Origin of the sequence: Microcystis protocystis FBCC-A270 (assembly GCF_050500235.1) — a bacterium.
In the GTDB taxonomy this organism is placed as follows: Bacteria; Cyanobacteriota; Cyanobacteriia; order Cyanobacteriales; family Microcystaceae; genus Microcystis; species Microcystis ichthyoblabe_A.
This window is the reverse complement of the sequence record NZ_CP191407.1, coordinates 2,546,410-2,571,980: the sequence shown is the minus strand read 5'-3', so window position 1 is coordinate 2,571,980 and position 25,571 is coordinate 2,546,410. Positions and strand designations below refer to the sequence as shown.

Genomic DNA, 25,571 nt, shown 5'->3' with positions numbered 1-25,571 from the left:
TTGTCAGATTCTGTCTTTTGCCTCTTGCCTGTTGCCTCTTGCCTTCAGAAGCTGATAACTGATATATGTCTAATAGTTGGTGGGAAATTACGGTTTTGTGCGAACCTAGTCTCGAAGAAACGGTTTTCTGGAGACTGGAAGATTTTGGCTGTTCGGGAACGGCCACTGCTAAAAAACAATCCTCTTTAGAGGTTAAGGCCTATATACCAGAAATTAAAGCGCAATTGCCCGATTTAGAGGCACTAAGCCTCTGGTTAAAGCAGGATGCTTTGATTTTAGGTTTTTCTGAACCTGTCAGCTATTGGCAGTTAATGGACGAGGAAGACTGGGCCAGCAGTTGGAAACAACATTGGCAAATTAGCGAGATCGGCGATCGCTTTTTGATCTGTCCTGCTTGGTTAAATCCTCCGGAAAATAACCAGAGATTGGTGATTAAAATTGACCCCGGTTCCGCTTTCGGCACGGGAACGCACCCCACCACGCAATTATGTTTAGAATCCCTAGAAATGCGTTTAAGTAGCCATCCAGAGCCTAAAATTATCGCCGATATCGGTTGTGGTTCTGGCATACTGGCGATCGGGGCGATTTTATTGGGGGCTAAAAAAGTTTATGCTGTCGATATAGATCCCCTGGCGGTGAATGCGACGTACAGTAATCGCCATCTCAACGGGATTAACCCCGAAAATTTAGCTGTTAATCAGGGTAGTGTCGAGGAGTTATTAGAATTAATTCCCGATGGTGTTGATGGCATCGTTTGTAATATTTTAGCCGAGACAATTATCGCTTTAATGCCCGAAATCACCCGTCTGGCAAAACCCACCACTTGGGGAATTTTAAGCGGCATTCTTGTCACCCAAGCACAAGCAGTTACAGATATTTTAGAACCCCAAGGCTGGACAGTGGCTGCCCTGTGGAAACGTCAAGAATGGTGCTGTATCGAAATTCGCCGCACCCTGGATTAATATAGCTGTCAGCCTGGAATCAGTTATCAGTTATCAGTTATCAGTGAGCAGTTATCAGATTTGAGTTTTCAGTGAGCAGTATCAAGTGAGGAGTATTAAATGGCATTAACAGTGCTGTCTTGTCACTTCACTGATTACTAAGTAGGTAGGCGTTAAAAATTATCAGATGCCCCCCTTATCAAGGGGGGATTAAGGGGGGATCCCCCCGCCTATCGGCACCCCCCTTATCAAGGGGGGCAGGGGGGATCGAACCTAAAATCCATTTTTAATTTAATTATAACCAGCTACTTATTTACTATTTACTATTTACTGAAAAAAGCATCCATGACGCTAGATAATTTTCGCATCAGTTTTGCTCCCTTGTCTTTGCAGGAAGTATATCAATTAGCCGATGATGGGGCGAATGGTGCTATTGTACTAATGAGTGGCACTGTACGAGAGCAAACCGACGGTAAACCGGTTATTTATCTTGATTATCAGGCCTACGAACCCATGGCGATGGAGGTTTTCCGGCAAATTGCTCGGCAAATTCGACAAACCTGGCCCGATACCAATCGAGTTGTCATTCACCATCGCACTGGTAAGCTCAAAATCGGTGAAATTAGCGTCTTAGTAGCGGTGGGTTGTCCCCATCGAGGGGAAGCTTTCGCAGCCTGTCGTTATGCTATTGATACTCTCAAGCATAATGCCCCCATCTGGAAAAAAGAATACTGGTCTGATGGTTCTAGTCAATGGGTTAGTATTGGGGCCTGTGAAACGGAGTGTTAGGTCTAATAACGTAAAATCAAGGCAATTTTTTGGTAATCGTTCAAGGAATCCTCCTCGACTAAAGCTACACGTCCTCCCTTGGCCAATACCACTTCGATAATTTCATCCACTGCGTCATCGATTACCTCCGTACCACCGACGTTTTCCACCAGTATCAAGTCACCATTTTCGCTTAAAACTGCGGGTACATGGTAATTTTTCTCCACTAATAACAATTTTCCTCGACCTTCCTGCGCTAAACGCCACACTTCTCCCAGGGTAGAGATAACTTTTTGAGCGCTGACTGCCGCGTCCAAAGCTTGCAGGGCTTCAGTTTTTTGAGTCTGACGCACTGAATGCATAATCGGCAATACTTGTGGAATTAATTCTGGCAGTGAGGTTTTGTCAAAATTGCCGGTTAAAGTGCCAACAATTGCTGATGTGTACTGTGAAACTTCTTGAAAGAAGGAAATTTGACGAACCACTCCACCCACAATCAAAGGGGAAGAATCATCAATGTCAATGTATTCACCCAGAGCATTATCTACCTGCTGGAAAAATCGCCGGATTCTATCATCTAGATAACTGGTATCGGCATCAAAGGGCAGTGGTGCGGTGGCCCCCGGTCCAGTCATTTCTAAGGGAAAATTCTGATCGCGAATTTCTTCGAGAGTTTCTCCTGTAGCTGAGATTAAACGAGTAGAACCCTGACTTAATAGTAACAGCCAATAGGGTTGTTCTCGATGTAATCCATAAACTAAATCCCGTGTAGCAAAGGTTTTATCGATGACAACCCTTGCCTGGACAGAAAAAGGCAGGTTATAAAGCTTGGCAATATCCGGACCAATATAGAGAGCTAACCCATCTAGAGTATAAGGATAATCTATTTCAGCTACTAGACTATCGAGGCGATCGAACAAAGGTTCGATTTCACGTTTAGAGAATTCTGCTGATAATCGGCGCTTTGCTTCATCGACCAAATTTTTAACGAGAATAGGGTCTTGTTTGTTATCCGGTGAGGTGCGATGGGTAGGTAAGAGAATGGAAAGGGCGGGTATTTGAGTTAGGGATTGTAGTTTCTTAAGTTCTTGACGAGTAATCATTGATTTTAGCTTGATTGATAGGGTTAAGGAGCTAAAAATACTGTCTTTATCCAGGTTTTCTCGATTTATTCAGTATTCCAGCTAACATTTTAGGGAAAAAATGTAATTATATCTAGAAAATTAAGAAATTATACTGAATTGCTTTGGCAGAGATTGAGGGAATTTTTAACCGGAAAACTAGGAATATTATTGATTTATCGATCGCCCACCATCAGGACAGAAAATGTTCAGGATGGGTTATTTACCCATCCTCGGAATAATTAGGCCGCTATGGCGGTTTTTTCCGATGTTAATGCCTCTTGGCGTTGAAATTCGGCTAATTGTGCCGTAATTTCATCCCGAACAATCTGACGGTATTCCAGGAAATGCTCGTTGTGGGCGCAGACAGTGATATAGTGTTCGGCGTTGGCGGGATTATGGCGCAAAATACCGAATAAATTCTGCCAGAATTTCCAGCGAGTGGAACGTTTAAAGCCCTGTCGCCAGATAATTACCGCTAGGGCATAGAGATCGGCCCGACGAGGCAGTTTAAAGGCAGGTTTAGCTTTAGGTGCGCCTAATTTCAGGAAACAGCGATAGGTGCGATCAAGAAATACCTCTGGATCGTACAATTTCCAGAAGGCTTCAATATATTCTGTGGCAATATCTTCGATCGGCCGGGTGGGAACGAAATTCATTAGGGTACTTTGGTTAATGTCCTGTTTCCCCGTTAATCGTAGTCGTCCTTCTTTTTCCAAGCGAGTCCATAGGGCGGTATTCGGTAAAGCTTGTAACATTCCAAATAGAGCCGTGGGAATGGCCGCTTCTTCGACAAAATTAATAATGCGATCGGCCGCTCCTTTTTTCTCGCCATCAAAACCGATGATAAATCCCGCCATGGGGCGCAATCCGGCTTTAATAATCTTTTCTACCGTCTCGGTTAACGAACTACGGGTATTTTGGAATTTTTTGGTTAATTGTAAACTTTCTTCGTCGGGGGTTTCAATCCCTAAAAAGACCGCGTCAAAGTAACAATCAACCATCATTTCCATTAATTCGGGATCGGCGGCTAAATCCACCGACGCTTCCGTGTTAAACCGGAAAGGGTACTGGTGTTCTTCTTGCCAAACTTTTAATTCTTTGAGAAGTAATTTAACGTTGCGCTTGTTGCCAATAAAATTATCATCCACCATGAACACGCCCCGGCGCCAACCTAACTCGTAGAGATAATCTAATTCTTTTAATAATTGTGCGGGGGTTTTGGTGCGGGGTTTACGACCGTAGAGAACGATAATATCGCAAAATTCGCACTGGAAGGGACATCCCCGCGAAAACTGCACCGACATGGAATCATAAGCTTCAAAATCGAGCAGATCGTAGCGGGGGATCGGGGTAATTGTCACATCGGGTTTTTCTGTGGTGCGGAAAACACCTTTAGTTTCTCCTTTTGCCAATGCTTCCACAAACATCGGGATGGTGATTTCTCCCTCATCGAGAATCAGAAAATCGGCCTCGGCCACTTCGTGGGGGATAGAAGTGGGATAGGGACCCCCCACGGCCACCAGTTTACCCCGTTGCTTGGCTTCGTGAATTTGCTCGATTAAATCTTGACGTTGGACGATCATACCCGAAAGAATGACTATTTCGGCCCAGTCCCATTCTGCTTCTGTCACTGCCCGAATATTGCGATCAACCAGTTTAAATTCCCATTCCTGGGGTAAAATCGCCGCCACCGTCACCATACCCAGGGGAGGAAGTAAGACTTTGCGATCGACTAATTCCAGAATTTTGTTATAAGACCAGAAAGTCGGCGGAAAAACGGGATAAATCAGTAAGGCACGCATATTCACTCCTCGCTCGACGGCGATCGATTCTTGACCTTTCGCTTGATTGTAATCTTTTTCGGTCAGGGATGGGAAAACCGTTATTTAGTCTGAGAACTAGGATCAGGCTTGATTTTCGGCCGCCATTGCCCACCCTTGACCCTACCCCCATAAAAGTTTATGGCCAACATCAATAAAATTTATGTAAAGAAATGTTGCATAGTCTGGAAAGTTATGTTACATTAAATATCAAGCACTTGACTTAAACGCAATTTTCTTATAGGAAGGCAATTCACCATGGATAAGCAAGAAAACAAACTCGGTTTCACCGCTTTCGCTGAAAACTGGAATGGTCGTTTAGCCATGCTCGGTTTCGTTATTGGCGTAGCTACGGAATACTTAACCCACAAAGGCATCCTTGCTCAGTTAGGCTTAATGTAATTTCGGCCTCGACTGCTGTGCATCTACAATCATCTTGAATAAATCCTTAAAAAAAGGGGAAGAGCTATGCTCTTCCCCTTTTTAAGTGGGAGGTTGGAGAGATTTTTCAGTGATCAGTCAACAATAATCACTCATGGTGAAGCTAAGAGGTTTTAGATACCAGATGATAGAGTTGATTAAAACTCAGTTTTTGGGAGTTTTCAAAGAAATATTGGCGATAATGGTAGTTAGCTAGATTGAACAAATTTTTTGACAAGAAGGCATAATGGTCGATTTCTGACCATAAGGGATGGTTTTGACTGATAATATGACGTTCAACTAGCTTCATATCTTGATTATACCTGATAACGTTCTTAAAATCTATCGGTGGCCAAAGTTACTTATTTTAGTTATCTAGCTACAGAAATGAGTAACTTTAAAAGGCTTTAGGTAGGTTTTTGGTTTCTGTGGTTAACCCAAATTATCCCTATTCTTTTTCCTTCCAGACAAACACCAGAAGAGCTAACTCTTGGGGTTGATGCTTTTCGTTTTTGAATTGGCGCACTGATAACTGATAACTGATTAAGACATTTCTAACATTCTTTGAATCGGCAACAGTGCCTTAACTCTTAAATCTTCAAAAATAGTAATTTCTGGAGTTTTATCTCGCATACAGAGATACAATTTTTCGAGAGTGTTCAGTCTCATATAGGGACACTCATTACAAGCACAGTTATTTAAAGCTGGTGCGGGTATAAATGCTTTCTCTGGCGCGGATTTTTGCATCTGGTGAATAATCCCCGGTTCTGTGACGACAATAAAGGTTTTTTCGGAACTTTTCAGGGAATAATTTAATAGTGCCGTCGTGGAACCAATATAATCGGCATGGCGTAAAACCGATGATTCACACTCAGGATGGGCGATAATTTTTGCTTCTGGATGGGCAACTTTTAATTCTATTATCTTGCGTTCGGAAAAAGTTTCATGGACAATACAACTACCCTGCCAGAGAAATAAATCTCTGCCAGTTTGCTGACTGACATAACGGCCTAAATTGCGATCAGGAGCGAAGATAATCGGTTGATGGACAGGGATTTGATTCACTATTTTGACTGCGTTGGAACTGGTGCAGATAATATCACTCATGGCCTTAATTTCTGCACTGCAATTGATATAGGAAATCACGATATGATCGGGATATTGGGCTTTAAAACGAGCAAAATCTTCAGGATGACAACTATCAGCTAAAGAACATCCCGCATCTAAATCCGGCAGCAATACCAACTTATCCGGATTTAAGATTTTAGCTGTCTCTCCCATGAAGTGAACCCCCGCAAATACGATTACATCTGCTGGCGTTTGGGCAGCCTGCTGGGATAAACCTAGAGAATCACCAATATAATCAGCTATATCCTGTATGTCAGAATTTTGATAGTAGTGAGCCAGAATAACGGCGTTTAATTCCCTTTTAAGCTCTTTAATTGCCGTAAATAGGTCATCAGGTAAGCTCGATCGATTTGCGGGTTGAACAGTTGTGAACACGGTGAGATTTATGGTTATTTTTACCAAATACTAAACAAGTCTCTACATCATAGCAAATTTTTCCAAGGAGAGACCACAAACAAAAAAAGCTTGATGCAACAGCGCTCAAACGACTGACAACCAAGCCCCGATAATACCATTTTTCAAAAAGTATATAGCGTGTTCTATTCGCACGAGGTACATTATTGATGTTCAAAAGCTTAATCAGCAAAGGTTTAAATGTGCCGTACAGGTACGAGAACCGCTATAGTTTATTTTTGGGAAATCCCTAAACGCTGATATTCTATCTGGATACAAGCATCCATAATCACATTTAAACCCGCCTCGATCGCCCTTTTTTCCGCAACTGGGTGATAAATTTTCAATTGTGTCCAAAGGGTAGCAGCCTGAATAGCAATAGCTGACTCGACAATTTCAGGTAGATAATCAGGATGACGAAAAACGTTAACAATATCCACGGGTTCAGGGATAGCCTCTAGAGAAGGATAGCACCTTTGACCATCAATTTGCTTGACCATCGGATTGACAGGATAGACTCGATAACCCACCGCTTGCAGAAATTTGGCTACCTGATAGCTGGCGCGACTCGATTTCTCAGAATGCCCCACCACTGCGATAATTTTACTATTGCTGAAAATGGTTTTGAGCGCACCATCGTCTCCTTTAATATTCGGCATTGTCCCACCTATCTTAGAACAGAGTTTCGTTTCCCATAAAGATGAAGTGTAACCTAGTTTGGTATCAACTTTTAACTGCAGCTTTAGCCCCTCTGGAGAACTGGCAGCAATGTTTAACTTTTATATCGGAAAAACAGTTAAGTAGGTAGGTGTTAAAAGTTGTCAGACACCCCCCTTATCAAGGGGGGATTAAGGGGGGATCCCCCCGCCTATCGGCACCCCCCTTATTAAGGGGGGCAGGGGGGATCAGAGGCAAAATCTATCTTCTATTTAATTATAACTACTTACTTATTACCAATCCCAATCAATTCCTCGGTATCTGTAGGAAAATTTACCCGATGGTTGCCCCTAAATCCTCTGACTTTAGTTAGTACAAAACCTCATGAATTATCTTAGTATTATCATTCCGACTCTTAATGAGGAGTTAAGAATTGCAGCAACGTTAAAACAGATAGGTGAAGGAGTAGAAATTATTGTTGTCGATGGGGGAAGTATAGATAAAACCAGAGAAATAGCTGAAAAATTGGGAGCAAAAGTAATTATTTCACCGAGTAAAGGTCGTGCATTTCAGATGAATTTAGGAGCCAAAATAGCGAAAGGAAATATTTTGTTATTTCTGCATGGAGATACTTTACTTCCCCAGGAATTTCAAGAACAAATTATCAATACTTTATCCCAATCTGGGATAGTAGCGGGGGCTTTTGAATTAAAAATTGATGGAGAGGAAAAAACCCTGCGTTTAGTGGAAAAATTAGTTAATTGGCGTTCTCACTGGTTTTCTCTTCCCTACGGAGATCAAGGAATATTTTTAAAAGCCTCAATATTGACCGATTTAGGGGGGTTTCCTGAGTTGCCAATTATGGAAGATTTTGAATTAATACAAAGATTGAAAAAAAGGGGTAAAATAGCCATAGTTTCTACTGCGGTGATTACCTCGGCAAGACGTTGGCAAAAATTAGGAGTTGGCAAAACTACCTTAGTTAATCAATTAATAATTATTGGTTATTATCTAAAAATTCCGCCACATTTGTTGAAAAATTTTTATCGTTTATGGTAATTAGGGAGAACTGCCACTAGATTCTGATTACTTCTGGGAGTCTGTCGATAAAAATTTTTGTCTCCCGAAGTACCGATCGATAGGATAATTGATCATTGGAACATCTGCTCTGAGAATATGTCTCTCGATCGCCGTCAATTTCTTTATCTTTTAGGTGCTACCCTTGGCACAGCCACTCTTGCCGGTTTTAACCGTCCCGCTTTTGCTGCTACTGGTCCCTATGGTCTTATCGCCCTACCCTATAGCTATGATGCCCTAGAACCTTATATCGATAAGGAAACGATGCAATTTCATCACGATAAACACCATGCAGCCTACGTTAATAATCTCAACACGGCAGTGGCAAAATATCCAGAATTGCAGAAAAAAACAGTAGTAGAATTAATTAAAAATCTTGACTCTTTACCCGCCGATCTTCGCATCACTATCCGCAATAATGGCGGCGGCGATCTTAATCATACGATGTTTTGGCAGATTATGTCCCCCGATGGCGGTGGCGAACCAACAGGAGAAATAGGAGCGGCAATAATCGCTAAATTTGGCAGTTTCGAGGAATTTAAAAACGCTTTCAACCAAGCAGGTACTAAACTTTTTGGTAGTGGTTGGACATGGTTGGTGTTAAATAAGTCAGGACAACTAGAAATTACCAGCACTGCTAACCAAGATAGCCCCCTAATGATGGGATTACAGCCAATTATGGGCAATGATGTTTGGGAACACGCCTATTACTTAAAATATCGTAATCAACGGGCTGAGTATTTAAAACAGTGGTGGAATGTGGTTAACTGGGAGGAGGTAAATCGCCGCTATCTTCAGGCAAAAGCTTAACCATGACAACTTTTACGGTAACAGTTCCCGCTACCACTGCTAATATTGGGCCCGGCTTCGATTGTCTCGGAGCGGCCTTAACCCTATATAATCAGTTTACTTTTACCCTGCTGCCGGCAACGACAGCTAACCCTGTCAGCATTAGTGTCAAGGGAAATGAATCAGCTAAAGTTAGCCAAGGGGCTGATAATTTAATCTACACTTCTTTTTTGCAAGTTTATCAAAAAATAGGACAGAATCCGCCCCCTATCGCCATCGAGATCGGTTTAGGGGTTCCTCTGGCTAGAGGTTTAGGTAGTTCTGCCACTGCTATTGTCGGTGGGTTATTGGCCGCCAATCAATGCGCGGGCAATCCTTTATCTATGGGGGAAATCGAAGCATTAGCGATCGCATTGGAGGGCCATCCAGATAATGTGGTGCCAGCTTTGCGGGGCAACTGTCAGCTATCGGCAGGTGATAGCACAAATTGGGCTATTTGTCAAGTATTTTGGCAAAAAAATCTCATTCCCGTCCTAGGGATTCCCGATTTTGAACTGGCTACGGAAAAAGCTAGGGCGGTTTTACCCGAAAAAATTAGCCGTCAGGAGGCTATTTTCAATATTTCCCGCTTGGGTTTATTATTGCGGGGATTAGAGACGGGTAACGGCGATTGGCTGAGAATTGCCCTAGAGGATAAACTGCATCAACCCTATCGCCAATCTTTGATCCCGGGTTACGAAAAGGTGAAAAAAGCCGCCCTTAACGCGGGTGCTTACGGGATGGTAATTAGTGGCGCAGGTCCGAGCCTATTAGCTTTAACTAACCCTGAAAATGCCCAAAAAACAGCCACAGAGATGACCAATGCTTGGGAGGAAGTGGGGATTAACTCCAGTGCCAAAATTTTGGCTTTAGATACCCTAGGGGCCCAAGTAAACTGTTAAGCCTCCAATTTACCTGTTAAGAGTCCCTGACATTTGAGATAAAATTAAGTAAAAAGCTATGAGGAGTCAGTCATCAGTCATCAGTAATCAGGAGTCAGAAATCAGGAGATTATTTTTATTTATTCTCCCCACTCCCCACTCCCCACACCCCACTCCCCCTAATCTTGCCACTTATGACCGTAGGATCCAGTTTACAACAGTTAAAAAGAGCTTCATCGGGACGATTACCCAGCAGTTACGGGGTCTATTTTAAGAATACCCTTGTGGCCCTCTGTCATGCTCTTGAAGATCATATCTTGCAAACTAGCAGCCCTGATAGTACAAATAAACCACTGGTCTTAGTCACCTTTCAACAGGGTAAATGGTATTTACAGGAAGCTGAGCGCTATTTAGATATTGCTCGCTCTTCTCGTCACATTGCGATCGCCGCCGTGGCCGATAGTGGTTTTTCTGAGCATAAAACCGGCAGTTTAGAGAATGTTTCCCTAGTCAACTTAGATAATAGCGATAGTTTGGTTAATGAGTGGAATTTAATCATTCTTTCCCCCGATTACGCCTCCATGGTACTCTGTCATGAGTTATCCCCGGAAGAATACCGGTCCGATAGTCAACCCCAAATAGACACGGAGCGAAAATTCTACGGTTTATGGACATTCGATCGCGATTTAGTTGAAAAAGCCGCTAGGATCTTAATTGAGCGTCTGCATCCCTATAATCCCAGTCTAGCGGCCGATTTAAGCAGACAACAGCAGGAAATTAGTCAAAATATTAATCCCATTCCCACGGATTTAACCGGAGTAGTCTCTCGCATTGTCACCTATCTGCAAACCAGTCAACAGCAGTTAGTCACCGTCAGCAGACAAGCGCGAGAATTAAGCGACTTAGAAGGACAAGCATCCCGTTTAAATAAAAATTTAGCCGCTAATAAACTGCAAGCTTTTCTAAGAATGGCTCAAAAAGTCGATGAAAGAGATATTGATAATCCCCTTGCTTCCCTACAGGTGGCCGCTTTAGCGGAAATGTTGGGACAATTGCTCGATTTACCCACCCTGAGATTACGACGCTTACGATTAGCTGGTTTATTATACCGCATCGGTCTAGCGGAGGCTCCGATCGAAGTTTTTAGACAGCGTGCCAGTCAGTTAGAGGGAGCAAATGCGTTATTTTGGCGGGATCGATCGGTGTTAGGCGCACAATTACTCGCCACTATGCCCGAATTAGCCCCAATTCAACAGATTATTTACCATGAGTTTGAATACTGGGATGGTAGCGGGGTTCCCAACGGTTTAAAAGGGGAAGAAATCAGCCTAGAGTCGCGAATTTTAGGATTATCAGCCTATTTTCAGGAATTAACTCAACCGCGAGGCGACCGACTAGCTCTAGATTTGGGAGAGGCCCTAGAGCGCTGTCAAAATTATAGCGGGATTCGTTTCGATCCCGCTTTGGTAGAAAAATTAAGTTCGGTAATTCGTCTGTGCGAAATGGGATGGATGCAATTACCCGATCGCCCTAGTCAAGTCCCCGCCGTCTGGTTAGAATCAGTTTAGGATTAGACTCCGATTAAACTCTGCATGGCACGTCTCATATTAGCCGGTTTAAAAGCTGCCATGGCCGCGGTCGGTTCATAGCCGCAATGTACCATACAATCGGCACATTGAGGATTGCCACTGGCCCGACCGTAGTTATCCCAATTGGTTTCTGCTAAAAGTTCCCGAAAGCTTTTGTAATGACCTTCGTTGAGCAGATAACAGGGTTTTTGCCATCCTAAAAGACTATAGCTAGGACTACCCCAAGGGGTGCATTCATAGTCCTGTTCACCGATGAGAAAATCAAGAAAGAGAGGATTATGGTTAAAATTCCACTTTTTCTGACCTGATTTCCAGGGTGAGAGAATTTCTCGGAATAAAGCTCTGGTTTGCTCCCGTTTTAAGAAACTATCTTGATCCGGGGCCCACTCATAACTGTAGCCGGGGGAAATCATCATGCCATCGATACCCAAAGTAGCGAGAAAATCGAAAAATTCCTGCATTTCTCGCGGTTCTGTGCCTTCAAAAACCGTGGTATTAGTAGTAACCCGAAAACCTCTCGCTTTCGCCGCTTTAATCCCTTTTACTGCCTTATCGAATACTCCCTCTCGATCCACACAGCGATCGTGATGTTCTTTGAGACCATCCAGATGGACACTAAAGGTAAGATAGGGTGAAGGAGTAAATTTATCTAGGCTTTTCTCCAATAACAGGGCATTGGTACACAGATAGACGAATTTTTTTCTGTCCACTAACCCCTTGACAATTTCATCGATTTGTGGATGTAAAAGCGGCTCACCCCCGGGGATGGAAACCACGGGAACCCCGCATTCTTCCACCGCTGCGAAACATTCTGCCGGGGTAAGATGATTGCGGAGGATTTCCGGGGGATGTTGAATCTTCCCGCAGCCAGTACAGGCTAAATTACAGCGAAATAGGGGTTCTAGCATTAAAACTAAGGGAAAACGCTTTTTTCCTGCTAGACGCTGTTTCAAGATATAGGAAGCAACCACTAAAGCTTGTTGTAGTTGGACAGCCATTTGCTCACACCAATAGGATTCTAAGTCATTATAGACTGTTAACAGGACATCAAGGCATAGAACCCTAGAAAATGGCAAGATAAATAAAAGCTGGTGGCTTTTTTGGCTGTTTACTTGATTATCATCTTGATCTAGCTGATGGCTTCAAGACTACTGACTTGAAAGTGGGAAGTGGGAAGTGGGAAGTGGGAAGAATAAATAAAAAAAAAGTCTCCTGACTCCTATCTCCTGACTCCTAACCTTAACGACAATTTTTGATTTTTACCAGAGGTCTATTATGGGTTCTTTAGGCGATCGCTTCAAGAAATTTGCGGGTAGAACTCGCTATGTGGTCTGTCGCTTATTTTTGCATCTCTACGGCCAAGAAATCGCACCGCTGATCGGTATTCTTAATCGTGCCGGCCGGGAGGCGATCGATTCCGAAGGCGATTTAGAGGTCATGGGAGAGGGTTTAGTAGAAATTTGTCAAAATCTGCTGCAGATGAACCTCTATTGGTTTTCTGTGGCTAATGAGGGCGATGTTTTTTGGCATGAGGGGGAAGCGGGAGACTACGTTAACGAACTGTTTACCGATTCTGCGGCCAGATACCTAAGTGAATCGGTGTCTTCACAGTTGGGGGAAAACGAACCCTTAACTTTACCCGTCACCGATAACTTAGTTGTTATGATCACAATAGCCTTCGAGGGTGAGAGTGCTGCTTTAGAAACTAGCCTAGCCGATCGAGAGGCCCTGGAAGATGGTTTAAAATCAATAATTAACCTTCACTACCAAGGTCGGCTGCGTGCGATTCAGGTACATTTTTCTCCTGCTCAATTGGGAGATGAATTGACCAATGAGCAACTATTACTCAATTTCCCCGAATTGCTGCCTTTATAGTCTTAATTTTGCCCTTATGCTGCGCCAAGTAACGACAATTTTTTTAATTCTTACCCTTTGTTGGACAACGGTGGCCTGTGGTTCCTCGTCAAATCAAACTCAGTCACCGTCAGCTAATAACAGTAGTGTAAGACGAGAATCCAATCAGGTTAGTAGCGGTCGCTACGAGGTGCAACAAGCTACCTACGATGACGGAGATGGCACTTATACCTTAATGCTGTTAAACACCCCCGGGGGGACTTCACCCCTCTTTCGCACCACTAACCTGCAAATGGCTAGATTAACCGAGGAGGACATTGCTAAAGGGGAAAAAACCGCAGTAGAAATCAACGGTGATCAGGCTACCCTGTACATGACCGAAGATTTTAAAATTGAGTATGTCCATAATGTCACGGAAGTGCGGAACAATCCCCAAACCGGACAACAGGAAACCGTGGTGATTCGACAAGAATCGAGTTTTTGGAGTCCTTTTTTCGGTGCTGTTGCTGGTCAAGCTTTGGGTAGTTTGCTCTTTCGTCCTCAATACTACGTTCCTCCCCTCTATACTCCGGGGGGTGTGATGACCGGTTTTGGTGGTTACGGTTCCACCTATAATCAGGCAGTGGATCAATACCGGACTAAACATAATAGTCCACCTCCGGCGGTCAAAAACCGGCAAACTCTCCGTTCTACCGGCAATTTACGTCGTTATCCTAGCAATACTCCCTCTAGTCCCAATCGCAGCAGCACCACCACCACAAAACCCAGTGGTTCCGGTTATGGTTCCAGTACCCTGAAGAATTCGGGTAAATCTGATAATGTCAAACGTTCTCCTAGTTTCGGTTCCTCTGGTTCCCGTCGTACCCCTAGTCGCAGTGGTTTCGGCAGCAGCAGACGCGGCCGACGTTAGGAGGATTTGACTGGAGTGGTGGAAGATTAATCCTGTCTTCCCCACCTCAGAGATTGGGGATGGCAGCTACTTAAGAAGCAACCATTTTGCGAATTTCCGAATAGAAAACCGTTTGGCGATCGCCATTGGCCGACTGAATAATACTGGTACGCAATCTCAGATTAGGACTAGCAAACCAGATTCTTTCCTCGATACGATGGTGATTGTCCTCGATGGTTAAAGTTAAAGCTTGATCGCTTCTGAGATGATATTCTCCCAGCGCTGCCGATTTACCGACCGCTGTGATTAATTTTCCTTGCCAAGAATTTTCTGAGGGTAGCCAAACTAAATAGCTAGAACCGATTTTTTTCGGTTGTCCATAGTCCACGGAATTATCCCAAGTCGCTTTCCATCCCCCTAGACTGGTCTGGGACTGACAGTTATTTTCTAAACATAATTGCACCACATCGGCAGCATCGGCAGCCAGCAAATCGATGGTGATTTCTGCTTTATTATTGGCAACTTTTTGGGCAGCTAATTGATAACTGGTGCGCTGAGAAAACCATTTACCCGCACAGAGATTAATAAATTCTTGAATGTCCATGAATGGCTGTAGGCAAAGATCGATCGCTCTGGAAGAATAGATTATTTATTCTATCCTATCCCTAGACGTTGGCCAATTTTTGCAAAGATAAACGGGCTGCTTCCCGCACTTGTGGATGTTCGTCCTTGACCAAAAATTTTAAGGCTGCGATCGTTTTTTCCGCCGGAAGCTGGCCTAAAGCTTCCGCTAATCGCTGCCGGATTAACCAGTCATCGGAGTTAACAAAGGTTAAAAGCTTCTCGACGGTTTCCACTGCTTTGATTTCCCCAAGAGCGGCAATAGCGGCCTGTTGAATAACCGCTTCGTTACTATCGAGAGCCGATAATAACACCTGTTTAGCCCGAATATCGCGTAAATTGCCCAAAGCGACGGCAGCACTGAAGCGGACTAACCATTGCGTATCTTCGTAAAAAGCTCGTTGTAGGGGTTCAAAAGCGCGAATATCTTCTAAATAACCTAAGGCCCCCGCAGCATCGGCGCGAATGCCATAATCGGCATCATTGGCTAACAAATCCACGAGGATAGGAAAGCATTCCTCGGTTTGTTTGACTCCCAAAGCAAAGACAGCCATCGATCGCACCGGCAGCATTTCATCATAAAGGACTTTTTTGATCAAGGGTACAGCCTCCTCCGGGGCCACTTCTCGCAGGGATGCCAAGGCCAGCAGACGATCTTTAGAGTTGCTGCTTTCTAACTGCAGGGCAATGGTTTCCATATCAGGCTTACTCATTTTTGTCAATCACTTGTAATATTTCTTTAATTCTAACGCAATTTTTTCTAAGTCAGCAGCCCTAGTGGACTGAAACAGCTAATTTCTGTCTGTTAGATACCTAAAGTGTCATCTTGACAAGGTGAAGCGGTGGGCGGTGCAGCGGTTAAGCTTGACTAAAACACCAAATTAGGATTATACTTAGGCACTGCCAGTAATTGTAATCGCCGCTCTCAGGGAGGAATCATGGCTAACAATAAGAAAAACAAAGGGCAAGGGCCAAAACAAATTTGTCAACATCGCCAAGAAAATTTAAAGTATGTTACTGAGCAATTTCACTATCTGCGCAATTTAATGCAAAGAGCAGATCGTAATCTGGCAAAGGTAAATGAACAAGATATTAACAAGATAAAATTTGAGATTTTGGATAAATGCTTGCGGCATCTTAAACAATATATTGATTTTCAAAATCATAAAAACCTTCCGCAAGATCCAATGCTCTCTTCTATCGACCAAAAACTGATTAGTTTTCAAGGTCAAGTTCACATAGGTCCTAATGAAAGAAATTGGCTACAGAGCCAATTAAAGCTGAATGAAAAAAGAATCGATGACCTCGCTGCTCAAGTCCCTTCAACCTTTTCAATGTCTCCAGTAACTGCTTTTCAAAAAAGCTTACAGAAATTTCAATCTTGCCAGCAAAAAGCAACTATTAGCCATGCACTGCTTCCTTCATATTTGAGGACGATAGAGGGAATTTTAATTGGTGCAACCCTAATCATGGAAGATGGAATTAAATATTACAACAATCAACCAGAATTTTCTGTCAATAGCATTAAGGCAGGTGCTTATCTATTCGTCACAGAAGCCAATAAATTTTTAAGCCTAGTAGACAGCAGTGACACTATTAGCTTATAACTTTGAAGCTTATGATTTTGCAGTTCAGACTCCCGCCTTTAAGAATCAGACTAGAGCCTTTAATTTTTTTATTATTGGCTCTCATCATTTTACCTATCTCATTAGTTGCTGCCTCATACATATTCCTGCAAATAAAAGACGAATATTTCTCACTAGATACTTCTGTTAGCAACTTAAATAAGACTGGTTCAAAGTCATTACTAACCAACAAGACTCAAAAGTTAGAGGAAAAAATTAATAATTCATCTCTCAATCAACAAGAGAAAAAGATAATACTGGAAGATATTAGTAAAATTTCTCAAGAGATAAACACCTTACCCGAGCAGAACATTAACAAGGCAATTGAATATAAAGATGTATTGGCACTGAGAAAAGAACAAGTCAATGTTTTAAATTCATTTCTGCTAACCATAATTCAGATTCTAGGAGCTTTTTTCTTTATTGTCACGGCCTACTTTAGCTGGCGTAACATTCAAACTGCCGACCAGAAGCAAATAAGTGAAAGACTAGGAGAAGCATTTAAAAACTTGGCTGAAACTAAACCGCTAGTTTGCCTGGGGGCGATTTACTTACTAGAGCAAGTTGCCCAAGATTCTCCTACAGACCGCGCAACCGTAGTAGAAGGTTTGGCAGCATTTATTAGAGAAAAATCTCTCCCTACTGCTGCTCCTCCTTCTAATGAATATAGTTATGCAATTCAGAAAGCGATGGATACCATACTAGAGTATCGCCAACCAAAGTATGGTGTTACAAGCAGAACGCTAGATTTGCGAGGTTCTCATCTTATCAAGACTAAATTCAACAATGCTTACTTGGACCACGTTGATCTTCAAGGGGCTAACCTAGAAAAAAGTGAGCTTAGAGGCGCTCACCTCAAGGGAGCTAAATTGAATAACTCCCACTTATTTGGAGCCGATTTATCAGGCGCAGATCTCAAAGATGCCGATCTAACAAATGCAGACTTGAATCGCGCTGGATTATCTCAATCTCAATTAGGAGGGGCAATCTTAACTAATGCCATTTTAGAAGGAGCAGAGTTACAAAAGGCTAATTTTAAGAATTGTAATGGTCTTGAGATTGCACAGCTAAAAACAGCACGCAATTGGGAACAAGCAGATTATGATGAGAATTTTCGGAATTTGAATAGAGAGGACTTTCCAACCTAGTAAGACCACCGCAAACTCCGAACCTTCCAATCTTTCTGCCCTTCTTGGTGTTGGTGTCGCTATTGGTGTCGGTTCCTTGCTCAAGCGCAAATTCAACCGCCAATAAAAACTCGGCTAAAGCAGGGAAACGCCCCTGAGAATTAGGGCTGTCTAGCTGTAAGGAGATGTTTCCCTTTCATGTCTGCTCATTTTTGTCAACCACTTGTAATATTTCTTTAATTCTAACGCAATTGTTTCTCAGTCAGCAGCCTTAGGGGACTGAAACGGCTAATTTTTGTGTGTTACAGTGTTTCTCATAAAGATGAAGTGTAATCTAATCTGGTATGGAAGACCGACTCCCGAAAACGAAAATTTTGTACCCGATCATTAAGATAACTGCTATCAACAGGTTCGGGATATTGCTTGAGAAAAATTAATTGTTGGTGTCGGAATGTTCAATTTGCTATAACTTCGGTTGACGGAATTGATAAACATCAGCGATCGCCTGTACCCAACCATTAGCAACAGATTCTAATAATCGATCGCCTTTTTCTTTACTTGCATTAGTAGCATCTCCCATCACTCCACTTTTAGTTAATTCCTTAGTTAACCAAGCAAAGGGTAATTTTCCTTCCATAGTTAATAAACTATTTTCTGGCAAACCTTGGGGATATTCTCGGACAGCCCGCTCAATTTTGACCTGTTCTGGCAGTAATGATAACATAATGCTAGTTTCCACATCTCCTGCATGAATACCGTATTCTAATTCATATTCCGAGAATAATTCAGCCGCATTGTGGGGAACTCGCCAAGTGAAAAAAGGAAATACTAAAAAATCGGGATATTGTTGGTGAATATCTCTAGCGGCAATTTCCATAACTTGCGGTTGTCCGCCGTGAGAGTTCATTAATACTAACTTGCGAAACCCCGAACGATAGAGACTTTCAGCTATCTCTTGAATGAGGGTTAATAAGGTGGCTGCCGAGAGGGTAATCGTGCCGGGGAAAGACCAATGTTCGTTAGATTTTCCGTAGTAGAGACAGGGTAAAGCAAAGGCGGGAACATTTGTATTTAATTTCTCGAAAGCTTTGCCTAAAACCCCTAAACTAATGGCAGCATCGACGGCAATAGGGAGATGGGGTCCGTGTTGTTCGATCGCACCGATGGGTTGAATAATTACCACATTTTCCTTATCTAGCATTGAATCTATATCAGTCCAAGTAAGATAGGGAAAATAACGATGAGGGGGAATAAAACCGTGCATCATAATCCTATTGGGGGTGAGGGATTAGGGTTAAGTAGTCGTGCAAAACTAATTTCCTAGTCGAGACAGGAGACAGGAGATGGGAAATGGGAGACAGGAGACGGGAGACGGGATAAAGCTATTAGGGATCGGATTTGAGTTTTCAGTTCACTGTTTACTCACAGCAGAAGTCTGACGGAGTAGTGGCTTAGATGTGTAATTAATTGTGCTTAGATACTTATGGAAAAAATTACTGTTTATTTGGTAATTGTACCACTAATTCTTGGCAAGGTTGCCAATCATCTTCATCGGTAATGGTTGGACAAAACGAATCCCCATAGCAACAAAACCTGTTTCATTAATTATAATCTGCAATATCGTCGGCTCTTCTCGACCTTGTGTGATAAGTTTAAATTATATAAGAGCGATCGATCTTTGTGTCCTTTGTGTCTTTGTGGTTCGTTTCACTCGCTCGCCCGCAGGAATGTATCTTAGAATACATTTTACCCACCAAACCCAAGAGAGCCTATCGTCGGGCAAAAACACCAGGAGCGACTTGTTTTTTTACCCTTGTTACTGATCATCTTTAAGCCTTTTTTTTAAGTATTGTTGTTAATGTAGCTTATTATAGCAGTTCTCACACCTGTGTGGCACATTTAAACCTTTGCTAATTAAGCTTTTCAACATCGATAATGTACCTCTTGCGAACAGGAAACGCTATAAGATCAGCGACCGCACTTAAACTCACAGCTTCAATGAATGTGCAGGGTGCGTTCCCAAAAATCTATCGGTGGAGTAGTATGAGCCATCTTAGGGAGCGCACCCTACGGCTAAAAGGAAAAGGCGCTTCATGGTTTTGGGGTGGTATTGCCGTCCATTTTAAGGTGGTGAGGATGTCAACAGCAAAATTTCCGTAAAGAGGGTGATTCCCATTGATTAATATGTCAAGTTCCCTGCCGTAAAGAATCCATGGATACTTGAGGCAATGATGATTACAGAATTAAATATCCGGTTAGAGGCCCCCGAAAAAACAACCGATGAGATAAGACAACGCAAGGAAGCGATCAATCGGCAATCGGCCGAGTTTAACCAGTGGATGACCAGAATCAAAGCAAGACTAGATGCGATCGCTGGTAAGATCGAACGGGACAAGCGATCGCATCCGGCTTAAAACAAAAGGTGCTTCATAGTTCATTGTCGGTAGTGCGACCAACTAACCTAACATAACCTCAGCTTATCAATGGTATAAGTAACAATATTGTCAAACCCCTTTACAAACCGTTACAAACTCCTTAAGATAGAGACATCATCAATCAATCGTACCTCGATAACTTAATAGGAATCATAAACCAATGACCACCACCTTACAACAGCGCGAGAGTGCTTCCCTGTGGGAGCAGTTCTGCCAGTGGATTACCAGCACCAACAACCGTCTTTATGTCGGCTGGTTCGGTGTGATCATGATCCCCACCCTGCTCACCGCCACCACCTGCTTCATCATCGCCTTTATCGCCGCTCCTCCTGTAGATATCGACGGTATCCGCGAGCCTGTAGCTGGTTCTCTACTCTACGGAAACAACATCATCTCTGGTGCGGTTGTTCCCTCTTCCAACGCGATTGGACTCCACTTTTACCCCATCTGGGAAGCTGCTTCCTTAGATGAGTGGTTATACAACGGTGGTCCCTACCAGTTAGTCATTTTCCACTTCTTACTAGGTGTCTTCTGCTACCTCGGTCGTCAGTGGGAACTGTCTTTCCGTTTAGGAATGCGTCCTTGGATTTGTGTTGCTTACTCGGCACCTGTATCCGCCGCTACTGCTGTATTCTTAATCTATCCCATCGGACAAGGTTCTTTCTCTGATGGTATGCCTTTAGGAATCTCTGGAACCTTCAACTTTATGTTCGTGTTCCAAGCAGAACATAACATTCTGATGCACCCCTTCCATATGTTAGGTGTTGCCGGTGTGTTCGGCGGTTCTCTGTTCTCCGCGATGCACGGTTCTCTAGTAACTTCTTCCTTAGTGCGTGAAACCACTGAAATCGAATCTCAGAACTACGGTTACAAATTCGGTCAAGAGGAAGAAACCTACAATATCGTTGCCGCTCACGGTTACTTCGGACGTTTAATCTTCCAATACGCTTCTTTCAACAATAGCCGCTCCCTGCACTTCTTCTTGGGTGCATGGCCGGTAATCGGTATCTGGTTTACGGCAATGGGTGTTAGCACCATGGCGTTCAACCTCAACGGTTTCAACTTCAACCAGTCGATTCTCGATTCTCAAGGTCGTGTAATCGGTACCTGGGCCGATGTGTTAAACCGCGCTGGTATCGGTATGGAAGTAATGCACGAGCGTAATGCTCACAACTTCCCCTTAGACTTGGCTAGTGGTGAACAGGCTCCTGTAGCTCTGACTGCTCCTGCTATCAATGGTTAATTCCTAGTCTGAACGAAAAGGCACTCCCGCGAGGGGGTGCTTTTTTGTTGTTAGAATTATGATATAGCTCAATGTTAAATGGAGTTAATTTTATGATATCCCCTCAAATTATTGAACTGGAACAAAAGTTACGAGACTGTTCTCTTGAAGATAAAAAATGGTTATTAGAACAGTTACATCAACAATTAGGATTGAATGATCAAAAAACAACTAAACAACGATTAATAGATAGTTGGAATGAAGCTTATAGTGATGGATTGGACGAATCAGAAACTTTGATGTTAGAGGGAATACGCCATCATCAACGCCAATTATCTGAGTAAATATGACGATTTTTCAAGGTGATATTTATTGGATTGATTTAGGAGAACCACAAGGAAAAAAATCAAATTAATTATTCAGGGAATTAAGTTGGTTATTGAACCTCAAGAACTCGAATAATAGGGATTATAAAAGGATTTAAAGAATCCATTAACATAAAAAAGCATACAGCATCGCCGCTCACGGTTACTTCGGATGTTTAATACTAAATCCGTTGAGTATAGGCTACATATCAGGATAGCCGAACAGCAAAATGGGAATAGATAATCAGTCTTTAATAACCGAATTTAGTACCAGACGCTTAACTAATTAGAAGTAAAAAAATTGTAGGGTTAATTCATGAATTAACCCTACACATCGTTTCCATTCAGACGCTTCACGAATTTGCTAGAGTCATAAACTCTAGTTAACAAAAGTCCAGCGTCCTTCCACTTGACCGTCAAGAAGTTGATGAGTACTTAAATATTCTTCAAGAACACCTTGGCTTGAAGTAGTAACAACTTTAGCGTTAGCTATTTCTTCAGGCGTGAGATTCAAACTCTTCAGTGAATTTTGATAATGATAATCTTGCACGCAGATTACATATAAACGATCAGCCTCTACAGGTTGTTCATTAATACTGAAAGATTCAATTGCTTTCTTAGTATTGTTATAAACTACTCGAACACCTTTGCTGATTTGATAACATTGACTTTCCCCAGGCTTTCTGTTTTCTGGGCGCAGAAAATGGGTAAATACCTTTGTCAGTTGCGCTCCGGTAACTTTAATTTTATAAAGAGAACCATCATAGGGATAAACCTTCTTAAGATCTTCAAGAGTGACCACAGGCCCTAATTCTTTACCTCGTATGGAACCACTACCGACAAGCACGACATCAATCGTATCTATTTCTAAGAAGATATCAGCGATTAAAGGCGTTGCTGAATTAAGCTATGAATCAGTAAGGAATAGGCACTTCTTGAAACTTCAGATAATGAATTAATAAACGAATAGAGTATCCTAACATTTCTGTAGACTTAGAATAGCAGAGTGTTTTGCGATGCAATCGGGCTAGATAATGTCTTAAACGTGTGTTCTCACCCTCTACTCTGGTCATATAAGTCTTACTAATTATATGGTCGCCCTCTGCTATAAAACATGGATAAACTGACCATCCATCACTCACATAAAAATAGCATCCCCAAGACTTAACTAATTCCCATAATGGGCGAAACGTTTCGCTACTATGATCTCCGATTACCCAACCTAAAATTCCTTTTTTAAAGTGGTCAACGGCTGTCCACACCCAGATTTTGTTTTTTTTGAGCCAACAAAGGTTTCCAATTCATCCAGTTCCCCTACTTCAGGAATTGTTTCTGGGTCATAGGCGACTGGCAATAATTCTCCCACAGATTTTACCCAATTAATTACGGTCGTATGATGAACTCCCTTTAGCCTTTCTATTCCTCTAAATCCCATCCCATTAACATAGGCAGTTAGGCATTCTCGCTTCGTTTTTTCGTCATAGCCTTTCTGTTTTTCATAGTTATCAATAAATTGACGGCCACAGGTTACACAAATATGATTTTGTTTACCTTGTTTATTGATGCCATTTTTACGGATATGGGTAGATTTACATTCAGGGCATTGCATTTTGATTTCCTCCATTCATATCTCTATTATGCAACGCCCGATTAAATTACCTAACTCAGTTTCTTGTTCGCGCACGGGATGAGTCAATTGACGATTTAAACGGCTAACAATACGATTGTACTTGCGATCTACTTGTTCTTTGTAGGTATTGATAAAATTTTGCAAATCTACGTCAGGACTAGCTACCTGATCATTAATAGGAATAAGCTCCCATTTCCATTCGACAATGCTGTTCGTATCGTCGTCTACTGTAATATCGAAACGTCCGATCTGATCAGTCCCAACGGCGGCCTGGGTGATTAAAATGTTGTTTACTTGGGCAGGCTGTTCTAAAAGTGTATGAGAATGTCCACCAATGATCATGTCCACCCCCCACTCAGGGTCTAACATAGCCGCTAACTTTTGATCCTCTTCAAAACCAATGTGAGTTAGGAGTATTGTCAAATCAATATCTTCATTTTTGTAGGTATTACAGATCTTACCAACTTCAGCCGCCGCATCTTCTAGTCCAACAAATGTACCAATGCTTTTGTCCAGCTTTAAGGCACTAAGAACCTCTTCGGTGACAATACCAATGAACATAACATCAAATCCATCTACATTGAGGATGATATAGGGGTTCATCAACCTTTTACCGTACTTTTTAATGTACAAGTTGGCATTAACAATAGGAAAGTTTGCCATTTTTTCTAAGAAGAGCAAATGAGGAAAGCCATAGTCTAATTCGTGGTTTCCTAAAGTCACTACATTAGGTGCTAGGTAATTCATAATTTCCATGGTTGATAAGCCTTTAAATTCGGTATCAATCATCGAACCTTGAAGCATATCACCTGAAATAACATAAAGTGTATTTTTTTCCGTTTGACGCACTTGATTGATATAACCAGAAAGCAATGATAACCCGCCGATCAAACCACCTTGTCCAGTTTTAGCCTCCGCTAAAAAGTCGCCGTGCATATCATTGGAATGTAAAATCGTAAACCTTTTGAGTTTTGTTGTAGTTTCAACCATGAGCCTCTCCAGTAGTTTGAGTTGATTAAATGAAAGAGATAGTTTGATTTGGGTACTGCGAACGGTTTAAAGCTTGGCTTTCTGAATACCGTCAGAAGCTTGGTCTGTGATTTCTTCTAGCCGATCCAGAAAAAGTTCAGCTTTTAGCAGTTTAGGCTCTTCGGTTTGTGTTATGCAATGGAGGGGGGTTATAAAGGATAAAACCCTTACACAGAAAGACATTGCTTCGATTTATGCCCCCTGATCGAATCATGCCAAGTAACGAAAAGCCTAAGCTTATAGTATAGCATAACTCGCGCCAATCAGGATGAGAGCATCTCAAAAGCTATTGACAATTGGCCAATTTTGTGATCCTCATGGGCATTTCAGGTGATACAAGTCAATCAAAATAGTTGCGAAATCTTAACATTTGGTCGATTTTTGCTTAACAATTGAGATGGCCAATTCTCCTCAAATATGCCTAAATCGCCGACTGGGTAAGCAACTCAGACAAAGTTGATTTTGTCAAAAATTGTTAAGATGCGCCACCTTGTCCTGTACTTAGATTGTGTCTAGCTACTTACAATCGGAAACAATACTTAAACAAAATGGCAATGCTTCAACAGAGCGCTTTTCAATAGGAGATGATATTCTTTTTCGGGGATAGTATAGGACCCAAATCTAGCCAGATGGGGATTTTGCATTTGGGCATCAAATAGACAGAAATCCCGTTCTCTGAGGTGTTCAACTAACTTGACCATGGCTACCTTAGAACCATCGGGAATTTTATAAAACATCGATTCTCCGATAAAAACCCCGCGAATTGCTAAACCTAAAATCCCCCCCGCTAATTGATCCCCTTGCCAAGTCTCGAAACTGTAGGCCCAACCGGCTTGGTGTAATTGCTGATAGATTTGGATTAACTCCGGGGAAATCCAAGTCAGCGAGCGATCGGCACAACCGGCACAAACCCCAGCAAAATCGCGGTTAATAGCCACGGTAAAGCGATTTTGATTCAAAACTCGTTTTAGGGACTTGGGATAGCTAAAACGCCGATCTAGAGGAATAAGAGCGCGATTTTTACTAGAATACCAATCCAATCGCCCCCCCTCATCGGCCATGAGAAAGTAACCGCGTGCGTATCCTTGTATAATAGAGGCGGTATCCACAACTCCCCCCAAGAATTCAGTCTCGTAGCCTGATCATTC

General features: G+C 42.4%; 28 protein-coding genes. 15 read left to right on the top strand and 13 right to left on the bottom strand.

From position 1 onward, the window contains the following. Positions 1–65 precede the first annotated feature (65 nt). Together prmA and ACQY1X_RS12490 are read left to right on the top strand one after the other, a co-directional pair. On the top strand, positions 66–962 hold the full coding sequence (gene prmA / locus ACQY1X_RS12495; protein ID WP_430012845.1) for a 50S ribosomal protein L11 methyltransferase: 897 nt from the start codon (positions 66–68) through the stop codon (positions 960–962). A 324-nt stretch (positions 963–1,286) separates the two neighbouring features. Further along, entirely contained in the window at positions 1,287–1,730 is a 444-nt protein-coding gene (locus tag ACQY1X_RS12490; RefSeq protein WP_002795233.1) for a molybdenum cofactor biosynthesis protein MoaE, read from the top strand. Between the two features lie 2 nt (positions 1,731–1,732). Here the strand turns inward: ACQY1X_RS12490 and ACQY1X_RS12485 are convergent, their stop codons facing one another. Beyond that, complete coding sequence (locus ACQY1X_RS12485) at positions 1,733–2,812, bottom strand: hypothetical protein (RefSeq protein ID WP_002752236.1); 1,080 nt, start codon at positions 2,810–2,812, stop codon at positions 1,733–1,735. Positions 2,813–3,072: 260 nt separating this feature from the next. Continuing rightward, positions 3,073–4,635, bottom strand: a complete 1,563-nt coding sequence (locus ACQY1X_RS12480) for a B12-binding domain-containing radical SAM protein (protein WP_002752235.1) — start codon at positions 4,633–4,635, stop codon at positions 3,073–3,075. A gap of 276 nt (positions 4,636–4,911) precedes the next feature. Between ACQY1X_RS12480 and ACQY1X_RS12475 the strand changes: the two genes are divergently transcribed. Further along, positions 4,912–5,055 carry a high light inducible protein gene (locus tag ACQY1X_RS12475; RefSeq protein ID WP_002734821.1) on the top strand — a complete coding sequence of 48 codons (144 nt, stop codon included), beginning with the start codon at positions 4,912–4,914 and terminating at the stop codon, positions 5,053–5,055. 142 nt (positions 5,056–5,197) lie between these two features. Here the strand turns inward: ACQY1X_RS12475 and ACQY1X_RS12470 are convergent, their stop codons facing one another. From ACQY1X_RS12470 to ACQY1X_RS12460, 3 genes are all read right to left on the bottom strand, one after another. Continuing rightward, on the bottom strand, positions 5,198–5,383 hold the full coding sequence (locus ACQY1X_RS12470) for a hypothetical protein (RefSeq protein WP_002733156.1): 186 nt from the start codon (positions 5,381–5,383) through the stop codon (positions 5,198–5,200). 233 nt (positions 5,384–5,616) lie between these two features. Then, positions 5,617–6,576, bottom strand: a complete 960-nt coding sequence (gene nadA / locus ACQY1X_RS12465; protein ID WP_430012844.1) for a quinolinate synthase NadA — start codon at positions 6,574–6,576, stop codon at positions 5,617–5,619. A 251-nt stretch (positions 6,577–6,827) separates the two neighbouring features. After that, on the bottom strand, positions 6,828–7,253 hold the full coding sequence (locus ACQY1X_RS12460) for a CoA-binding protein (RefSeq protein ID WP_002733015.1): 426 nt from the start codon (positions 7,251–7,253) through the stop codon (positions 6,828–6,830). Between the two features lie 382 nt (positions 7,254–7,635). Between ACQY1X_RS12460 and ACQY1X_RS12455 the strand changes: the two genes are divergently transcribed. The 4 genes from ACQY1X_RS12455 to ACQY1X_RS12440 all read left to right on the top strand — a co-directional run bounded on the left by ACQY1X_RS12455 (position 7,636) and on the right by ACQY1X_RS12440 (position 11,605). Next, positions 7,636–8,310 carry a TIGR04283 family arsenosugar biosynthesis glycosyltransferase gene (locus ACQY1X_RS12455; protein WP_430012843.1) on the top strand — a complete coding sequence of 225 codons (675 nt, stop codon included), beginning with the start codon at positions 7,636–7,638 and terminating at the stop codon, positions 8,308–8,310. 117 nt (positions 8,311–8,427) lie between these two features. After that, the gene (locus ACQY1X_RS12450; protein ID WP_149106851.1) at positions 8,428–9,138 is read left to right on the top strand and encodes a superoxide dismutase; all 711 of its coding nucleotides are present in this window, start codon (positions 8,428–8,430) and stop codon (positions 9,136–9,138) included. A 2-nt stretch (positions 9,139–9,140) separates the two neighbouring features. Beyond that, positions 9,141–10,058 carry a homoserine kinase gene (gene thrB / locus ACQY1X_RS12445; protein ID WP_430014741.1) on the top strand — a complete coding sequence of 306 codons (918 nt, stop codon included), beginning with the start codon at positions 9,141–9,143 and terminating at the stop codon, positions 10,056–10,058. Between the two features lie 173 nt (positions 10,059–10,231). Further along, positions 10,232–11,605 (top strand): DICT sensory domain-containing protein, encoded by a 1,374-nt coding sequence (locus tag ACQY1X_RS12440; RefSeq protein ID WP_430014740.1) that lies wholly within the window; start codon positions 10,232–10,234, stop codon positions 11,603–11,605. 2 nt (positions 11,606–11,607) lie between these two features. On the opposite strand, the gene hpnH is transcribed toward ACQY1X_RS12440, so the two are convergent. After that, the gene (hpnH, locus tag ACQY1X_RS12435) at positions 11,608–12,624 is read right to left on the bottom strand and encodes an adenosyl-hopene transferase HpnH (protein WP_430014739.1); all 1,017 of its coding nucleotides are present in this window, start codon (positions 12,622–12,624) and stop codon (positions 11,608–11,610) included. Positions 12,625–12,901: 277 nt separating this feature from the next. Between hpnH and ACQY1X_RS12430 the strand changes: the two genes are divergently transcribed. Further along, positions 12,902–13,501: a DUF1517 domain-containing protein gene (locus ACQY1X_RS12430; protein WP_430014738.1), complete on the top strand. Its 600-nt coding sequence runs from the start codon at positions 12,902–12,904 to the stop codon at positions 13,499–13,501. Beyond that, positions 13,458–14,390, top strand: a complete 933-nt coding sequence (locus ACQY1X_RS12425; RefSeq protein ID WP_080694061.1) for a hypothetical protein — start codon at positions 13,458–13,460, stop codon at positions 14,388–14,390. The genes ACQY1X_RS12430 and ACQY1X_RS12425 overlap by 44 nt, the downstream gene beginning before the upstream one ends. Positions 14,391–14,460: 70 nt before the next feature. On the opposite strand, the gene ACQY1X_RS12420 is transcribed toward ACQY1X_RS12425, so the two are convergent. Both ACQY1X_RS12420 and ACQY1X_RS12415 read right to left on the bottom strand, forming a co-directional pair. After that, positions 14,461–14,973, bottom strand: a complete 513-nt coding sequence (locus ACQY1X_RS12420; protein WP_002791543.1) for a phycobiliprotein lyase — start codon at positions 14,971–14,973, stop codon at positions 14,461–14,463. Positions 14,974–15,034: 61 nt separating this feature from the next. Continuing rightward, the gene (locus tag ACQY1X_RS12415; RefSeq protein WP_430014737.1) at positions 15,035–15,703 is read right to left on the bottom strand and encodes a HEAT repeat domain-containing protein; all 669 of its coding nucleotides are present in this window, start codon (positions 15,701–15,703) and stop codon (positions 15,035–15,037) included. 225 nt (positions 15,704–15,928) lie between these two features. On the opposite strand from ACQY1X_RS12415, the gene ACQY1X_RS12410 reads away from it, so the two are divergent. The 3 genes from ACQY1X_RS12410 (at position 15,929) to ACQY1X_RS12400 (ending at position 17,869) form a co-directional block, all read left to right on the top strand. Next, complete coding sequence (locus ACQY1X_RS12410) at positions 15,929–16,597, top strand: hypothetical protein (protein WP_430014736.1); 669 nt, start codon at positions 15,929–15,931, stop codon at positions 16,595–16,597. 74 nt (positions 16,598–16,671) lie between these two features. Beyond that, a complete protein-coding gene (locus ACQY1X_RS12405) occupies positions 16,672–17,763 on the top strand; it encodes a pentapeptide repeat-containing protein (RefSeq protein ID WP_430014735.1) in 1,092 nt (363 codons plus the stop codon). Next, positions 17,741–17,869 (top strand): PEP-CTERM sorting domain-containing protein, encoded by a 129-nt coding sequence (locus ACQY1X_RS12400; protein WP_430015738.1) that lies wholly within the window; start codon positions 17,741–17,743, stop codon positions 17,867–17,869. The genes ACQY1X_RS12405 and ACQY1X_RS12400 overlap by 23 nt, the downstream gene beginning before the upstream one ends. Before the next feature lie 336 nt (positions 17,870–18,205). On the opposite strand, the gene ACQY1X_RS12395 is transcribed toward ACQY1X_RS12400, so the two are convergent. Then, the gene (locus ACQY1X_RS12395) at positions 18,206–19,009 is read right to left on the bottom strand and encodes a creatininase family protein (protein ID WP_430014734.1); all 804 of its coding nucleotides are present in this window, start codon (positions 19,007–19,009) and stop codon (positions 18,206–18,208) included. Positions 19,010–19,970: 961 nt separating this feature from the next. On the opposite strand from ACQY1X_RS12395, the gene ACQY1X_RS12390 reads away from it, so the two are divergent. The 3 genes from ACQY1X_RS12390 to ACQY1X_RS12380 all read left to right on the top strand — a co-directional run bounded on the left by ACQY1X_RS12390 (position 19,971) and on the right by ACQY1X_RS12380 (position 21,743). Beyond that, complete coding sequence (locus ACQY1X_RS12390) at positions 19,971–20,156, top strand: hypothetical protein (protein ID WP_042790318.1); 186 nt, start codon at positions 19,971–19,973, stop codon at positions 20,154–20,156. Positions 20,157–20,337: 181 nt separating this feature from the next. Further along, positions 20,338–21,420 (top strand): photosystem II q(b) protein, encoded by a 1,083-nt coding sequence (gene psbA, locus ACQY1X_RS12385; RefSeq protein WP_002731626.1) that lies wholly within the window; start codon positions 20,338–20,340, stop codon positions 21,418–21,420. Positions 21,421–21,512: 92 nt separating this feature from the next. Beyond that, the gene (locus tag ACQY1X_RS12380; protein WP_043997424.1) at positions 21,513–21,743 is read left to right on the top strand and encodes a hypothetical protein; all 231 of its coding nucleotides are present in this window, start codon (positions 21,513–21,515) and stop codon (positions 21,741–21,743) included. 400 nt (positions 21,744–22,143) lie between these two features. Here ACQY1X_RS12380 and ACQY1X_RS12375 read toward each other — a convergent pair whose 3' ends face one another. From ACQY1X_RS12375 to aat, 4 genes are all read right to left on the bottom strand, one after another. Next, positions 22,144–22,611, bottom strand: a complete 468-nt coding sequence (locus tag ACQY1X_RS12375) for a 5'-nucleotidase C-terminal domain-containing protein (RefSeq protein ID WP_002733707.1) — start codon at positions 22,609–22,611, stop codon at positions 22,144–22,146. Between the two features lie 67 nt (positions 22,612–22,678). Further along, positions 22,679–23,373 (bottom strand): IS1 family transposase gene (locus ACQY1X_RS12370; RefSeq protein ID WP_128575271.1). Its coding sequence is split into 2 segments (ribosomal slippage): positions 22,679–23,031 and positions 23,031–23,373, totalling 696 coding nucleotides; the frame shifts between segments, so codons are not numbered across the junction. Positions 23,374–23,388: 15 nt separating this feature from the next. After that, a complete protein-coding gene (locus tag ACQY1X_RS12365; RefSeq protein ID WP_430014733.1) occupies positions 23,389–24,384 on the bottom strand; it encodes a bifunctional metallophosphatase/5'-nucleotidase in 996 nt (331 codons plus the stop codon). A 578-nt stretch (positions 24,385–24,962) separates the two neighbouring features. After that, a complete protein-coding gene (gene aat, locus ACQY1X_RS12360) occupies positions 24,963–25,544 on the bottom strand; it encodes a leucyl/phenylalanyl-tRNA--protein transferase (RefSeq protein ID WP_036396144.1) in 582 nt (193 codons plus the stop codon). Positions 25,545–25,571: the final 27 nt, after the last annotated feature.

Excerpts from the sequence above, each read along its gene's own strand:
- ACQY1X_RS12455 (WP_430012843.1), top strand. The coding sequence starts at position 7,636 with ATGAATTATCTTAGTATTATCATTCCGACTCTTAATGAGGAGTTAAGA.
- ACQY1X_RS12475 (WP_002734821.1), top strand. The coding sequence starts at position 4,912 with ATGGATAAGCAAGAAAACAAACTCGGTTTCACCGCTTTCGCTGAAAAC.
- ACQY1X_RS12395 (WP_430014734.1), bottom strand. The coding sequence starts at position 19,009 with ATGATGCACGGTTTTATTCCCCCTCATCGTTATTTTCCCTATCTTACT.
- ACQY1X_RS12490 (WP_002795233.1), top strand. The coding sequence starts at position 1,287 with ATGACGCTAGATAATTTTCGCATCAGTTTTGCTCCCTTGTCTTTGCAG.
- prmA (WP_430012845.1), top strand. The coding sequence starts at position 66 with ATGTCTAATAGTTGGTGGGAAATTACGGTTTTGTGCGAACCTAGTCTC.
- ACQY1X_RS12480 (WP_002752235.1), bottom strand. The coding sequence starts at position 4,635 with ATGCGTGCCTTACTGATTTATCCCGTTTTTCCGCCGACTTTCTGGTCT.
- ACQY1X_RS12390 (WP_042790318.1), top strand. The coding sequence starts at position 19,971 with ATGATGATTACAGAATTAAATATCCGGTTAGAGGCCCCCGAAAAAACA.
- ACQY1X_RS12450 (WP_149106851.1), top strand. The coding sequence starts at position 8,428 with ATGTCTCTCGATCGCCGTCAATTTCTTTATCTTTTAGGTGCTACCCTT.
- ACQY1X_RS12410 (WP_430014736.1), top strand. The coding sequence starts at position 15,929 with ATGGCTAACAATAAGAAAAACAAAGGGCAAGGGCCAAAACAAATTTGT.
- ACQY1X_RS12420 (WP_002791543.1), bottom strand. The coding sequence starts at position 14,973 with ATGGACATTCAAGAATTTATTAATCTCTGTGCGGGTAAATGGTTTTCT.
- ACQY1X_RS12415 (WP_430014737.1), bottom strand. The coding sequence starts at position 15,703 with ATGAGTAAGCCTGATATGGAAACCATTGCCCTGCAGTTAGAAAGCAGC.
- ACQY1X_RS12430 (WP_430014738.1), top strand. The coding sequence starts at position 12,902 with ATGGGTTCTTTAGGCGATCGCTTCAAGAAATTTGCGGGTAGAACTCGC.
- ACQY1X_RS12485 (WP_002752236.1), bottom strand. The coding sequence starts at position 2,812 with ATGATTACTCGTCAAGAACTTAAGAAACTACAATCCCTAACTCAAATA.
- ACQY1X_RS12380 (WP_043997424.1), top strand. The coding sequence starts at position 21,513 with ATGATATCCCCTCAAATTATTGAACTGGAACAAAAGTTACGAGACTGT.
- ACQY1X_RS12365 (WP_430014733.1), bottom strand. The coding sequence starts at position 24,384 with ATGGTTGAAACTACAACAAAACTCAAAAGGTTTACGATTTTACATTCC.
- psbA (WP_002731626.1), top strand. The coding sequence starts at position 20,338 with ATGACCACCACCTTACAACAGCGCGAGAGTGCTTCCCTGTGGGAGCAG.
- ACQY1X_RS12460 (WP_002733015.1), bottom strand. The coding sequence starts at position 7,253 with ATGCCGAATATTAAAGGAGACGATGGTGCGCTCAAAACCATTTTCAGC.
- thrB (WP_430014741.1), top strand. The coding sequence starts at position 9,141 with ATGACAACTTTTACGGTAACAGTTCCCGCTACCACTGCTAATATTGGG.
- hpnH (WP_430014739.1), bottom strand. The coding sequence starts at position 12,624 with ATGGCTGTCCAACTACAACAAGCTTTAGTGGTTGCTTCCTATATCTTG.
- ACQY1X_RS12425 (WP_080694061.1), top strand. The coding sequence starts at position 13,458 with ATGAGCAACTATTACTCAATTTCCCCGAATTGCTGCCTTTATAGTCTT.
- ACQY1X_RS12470 (WP_002733156.1), bottom strand. The coding sequence starts at position 5,383 with ATGAAGCTAGTTGAACGTCATATTATCAGTCAAAACCATCCCTTATGG.
- ACQY1X_RS12440 (WP_430014740.1), top strand. The coding sequence starts at position 10,232 with ATGACCGTAGGATCCAGTTTACAACAGTTAAAAAGAGCTTCATCGGGA.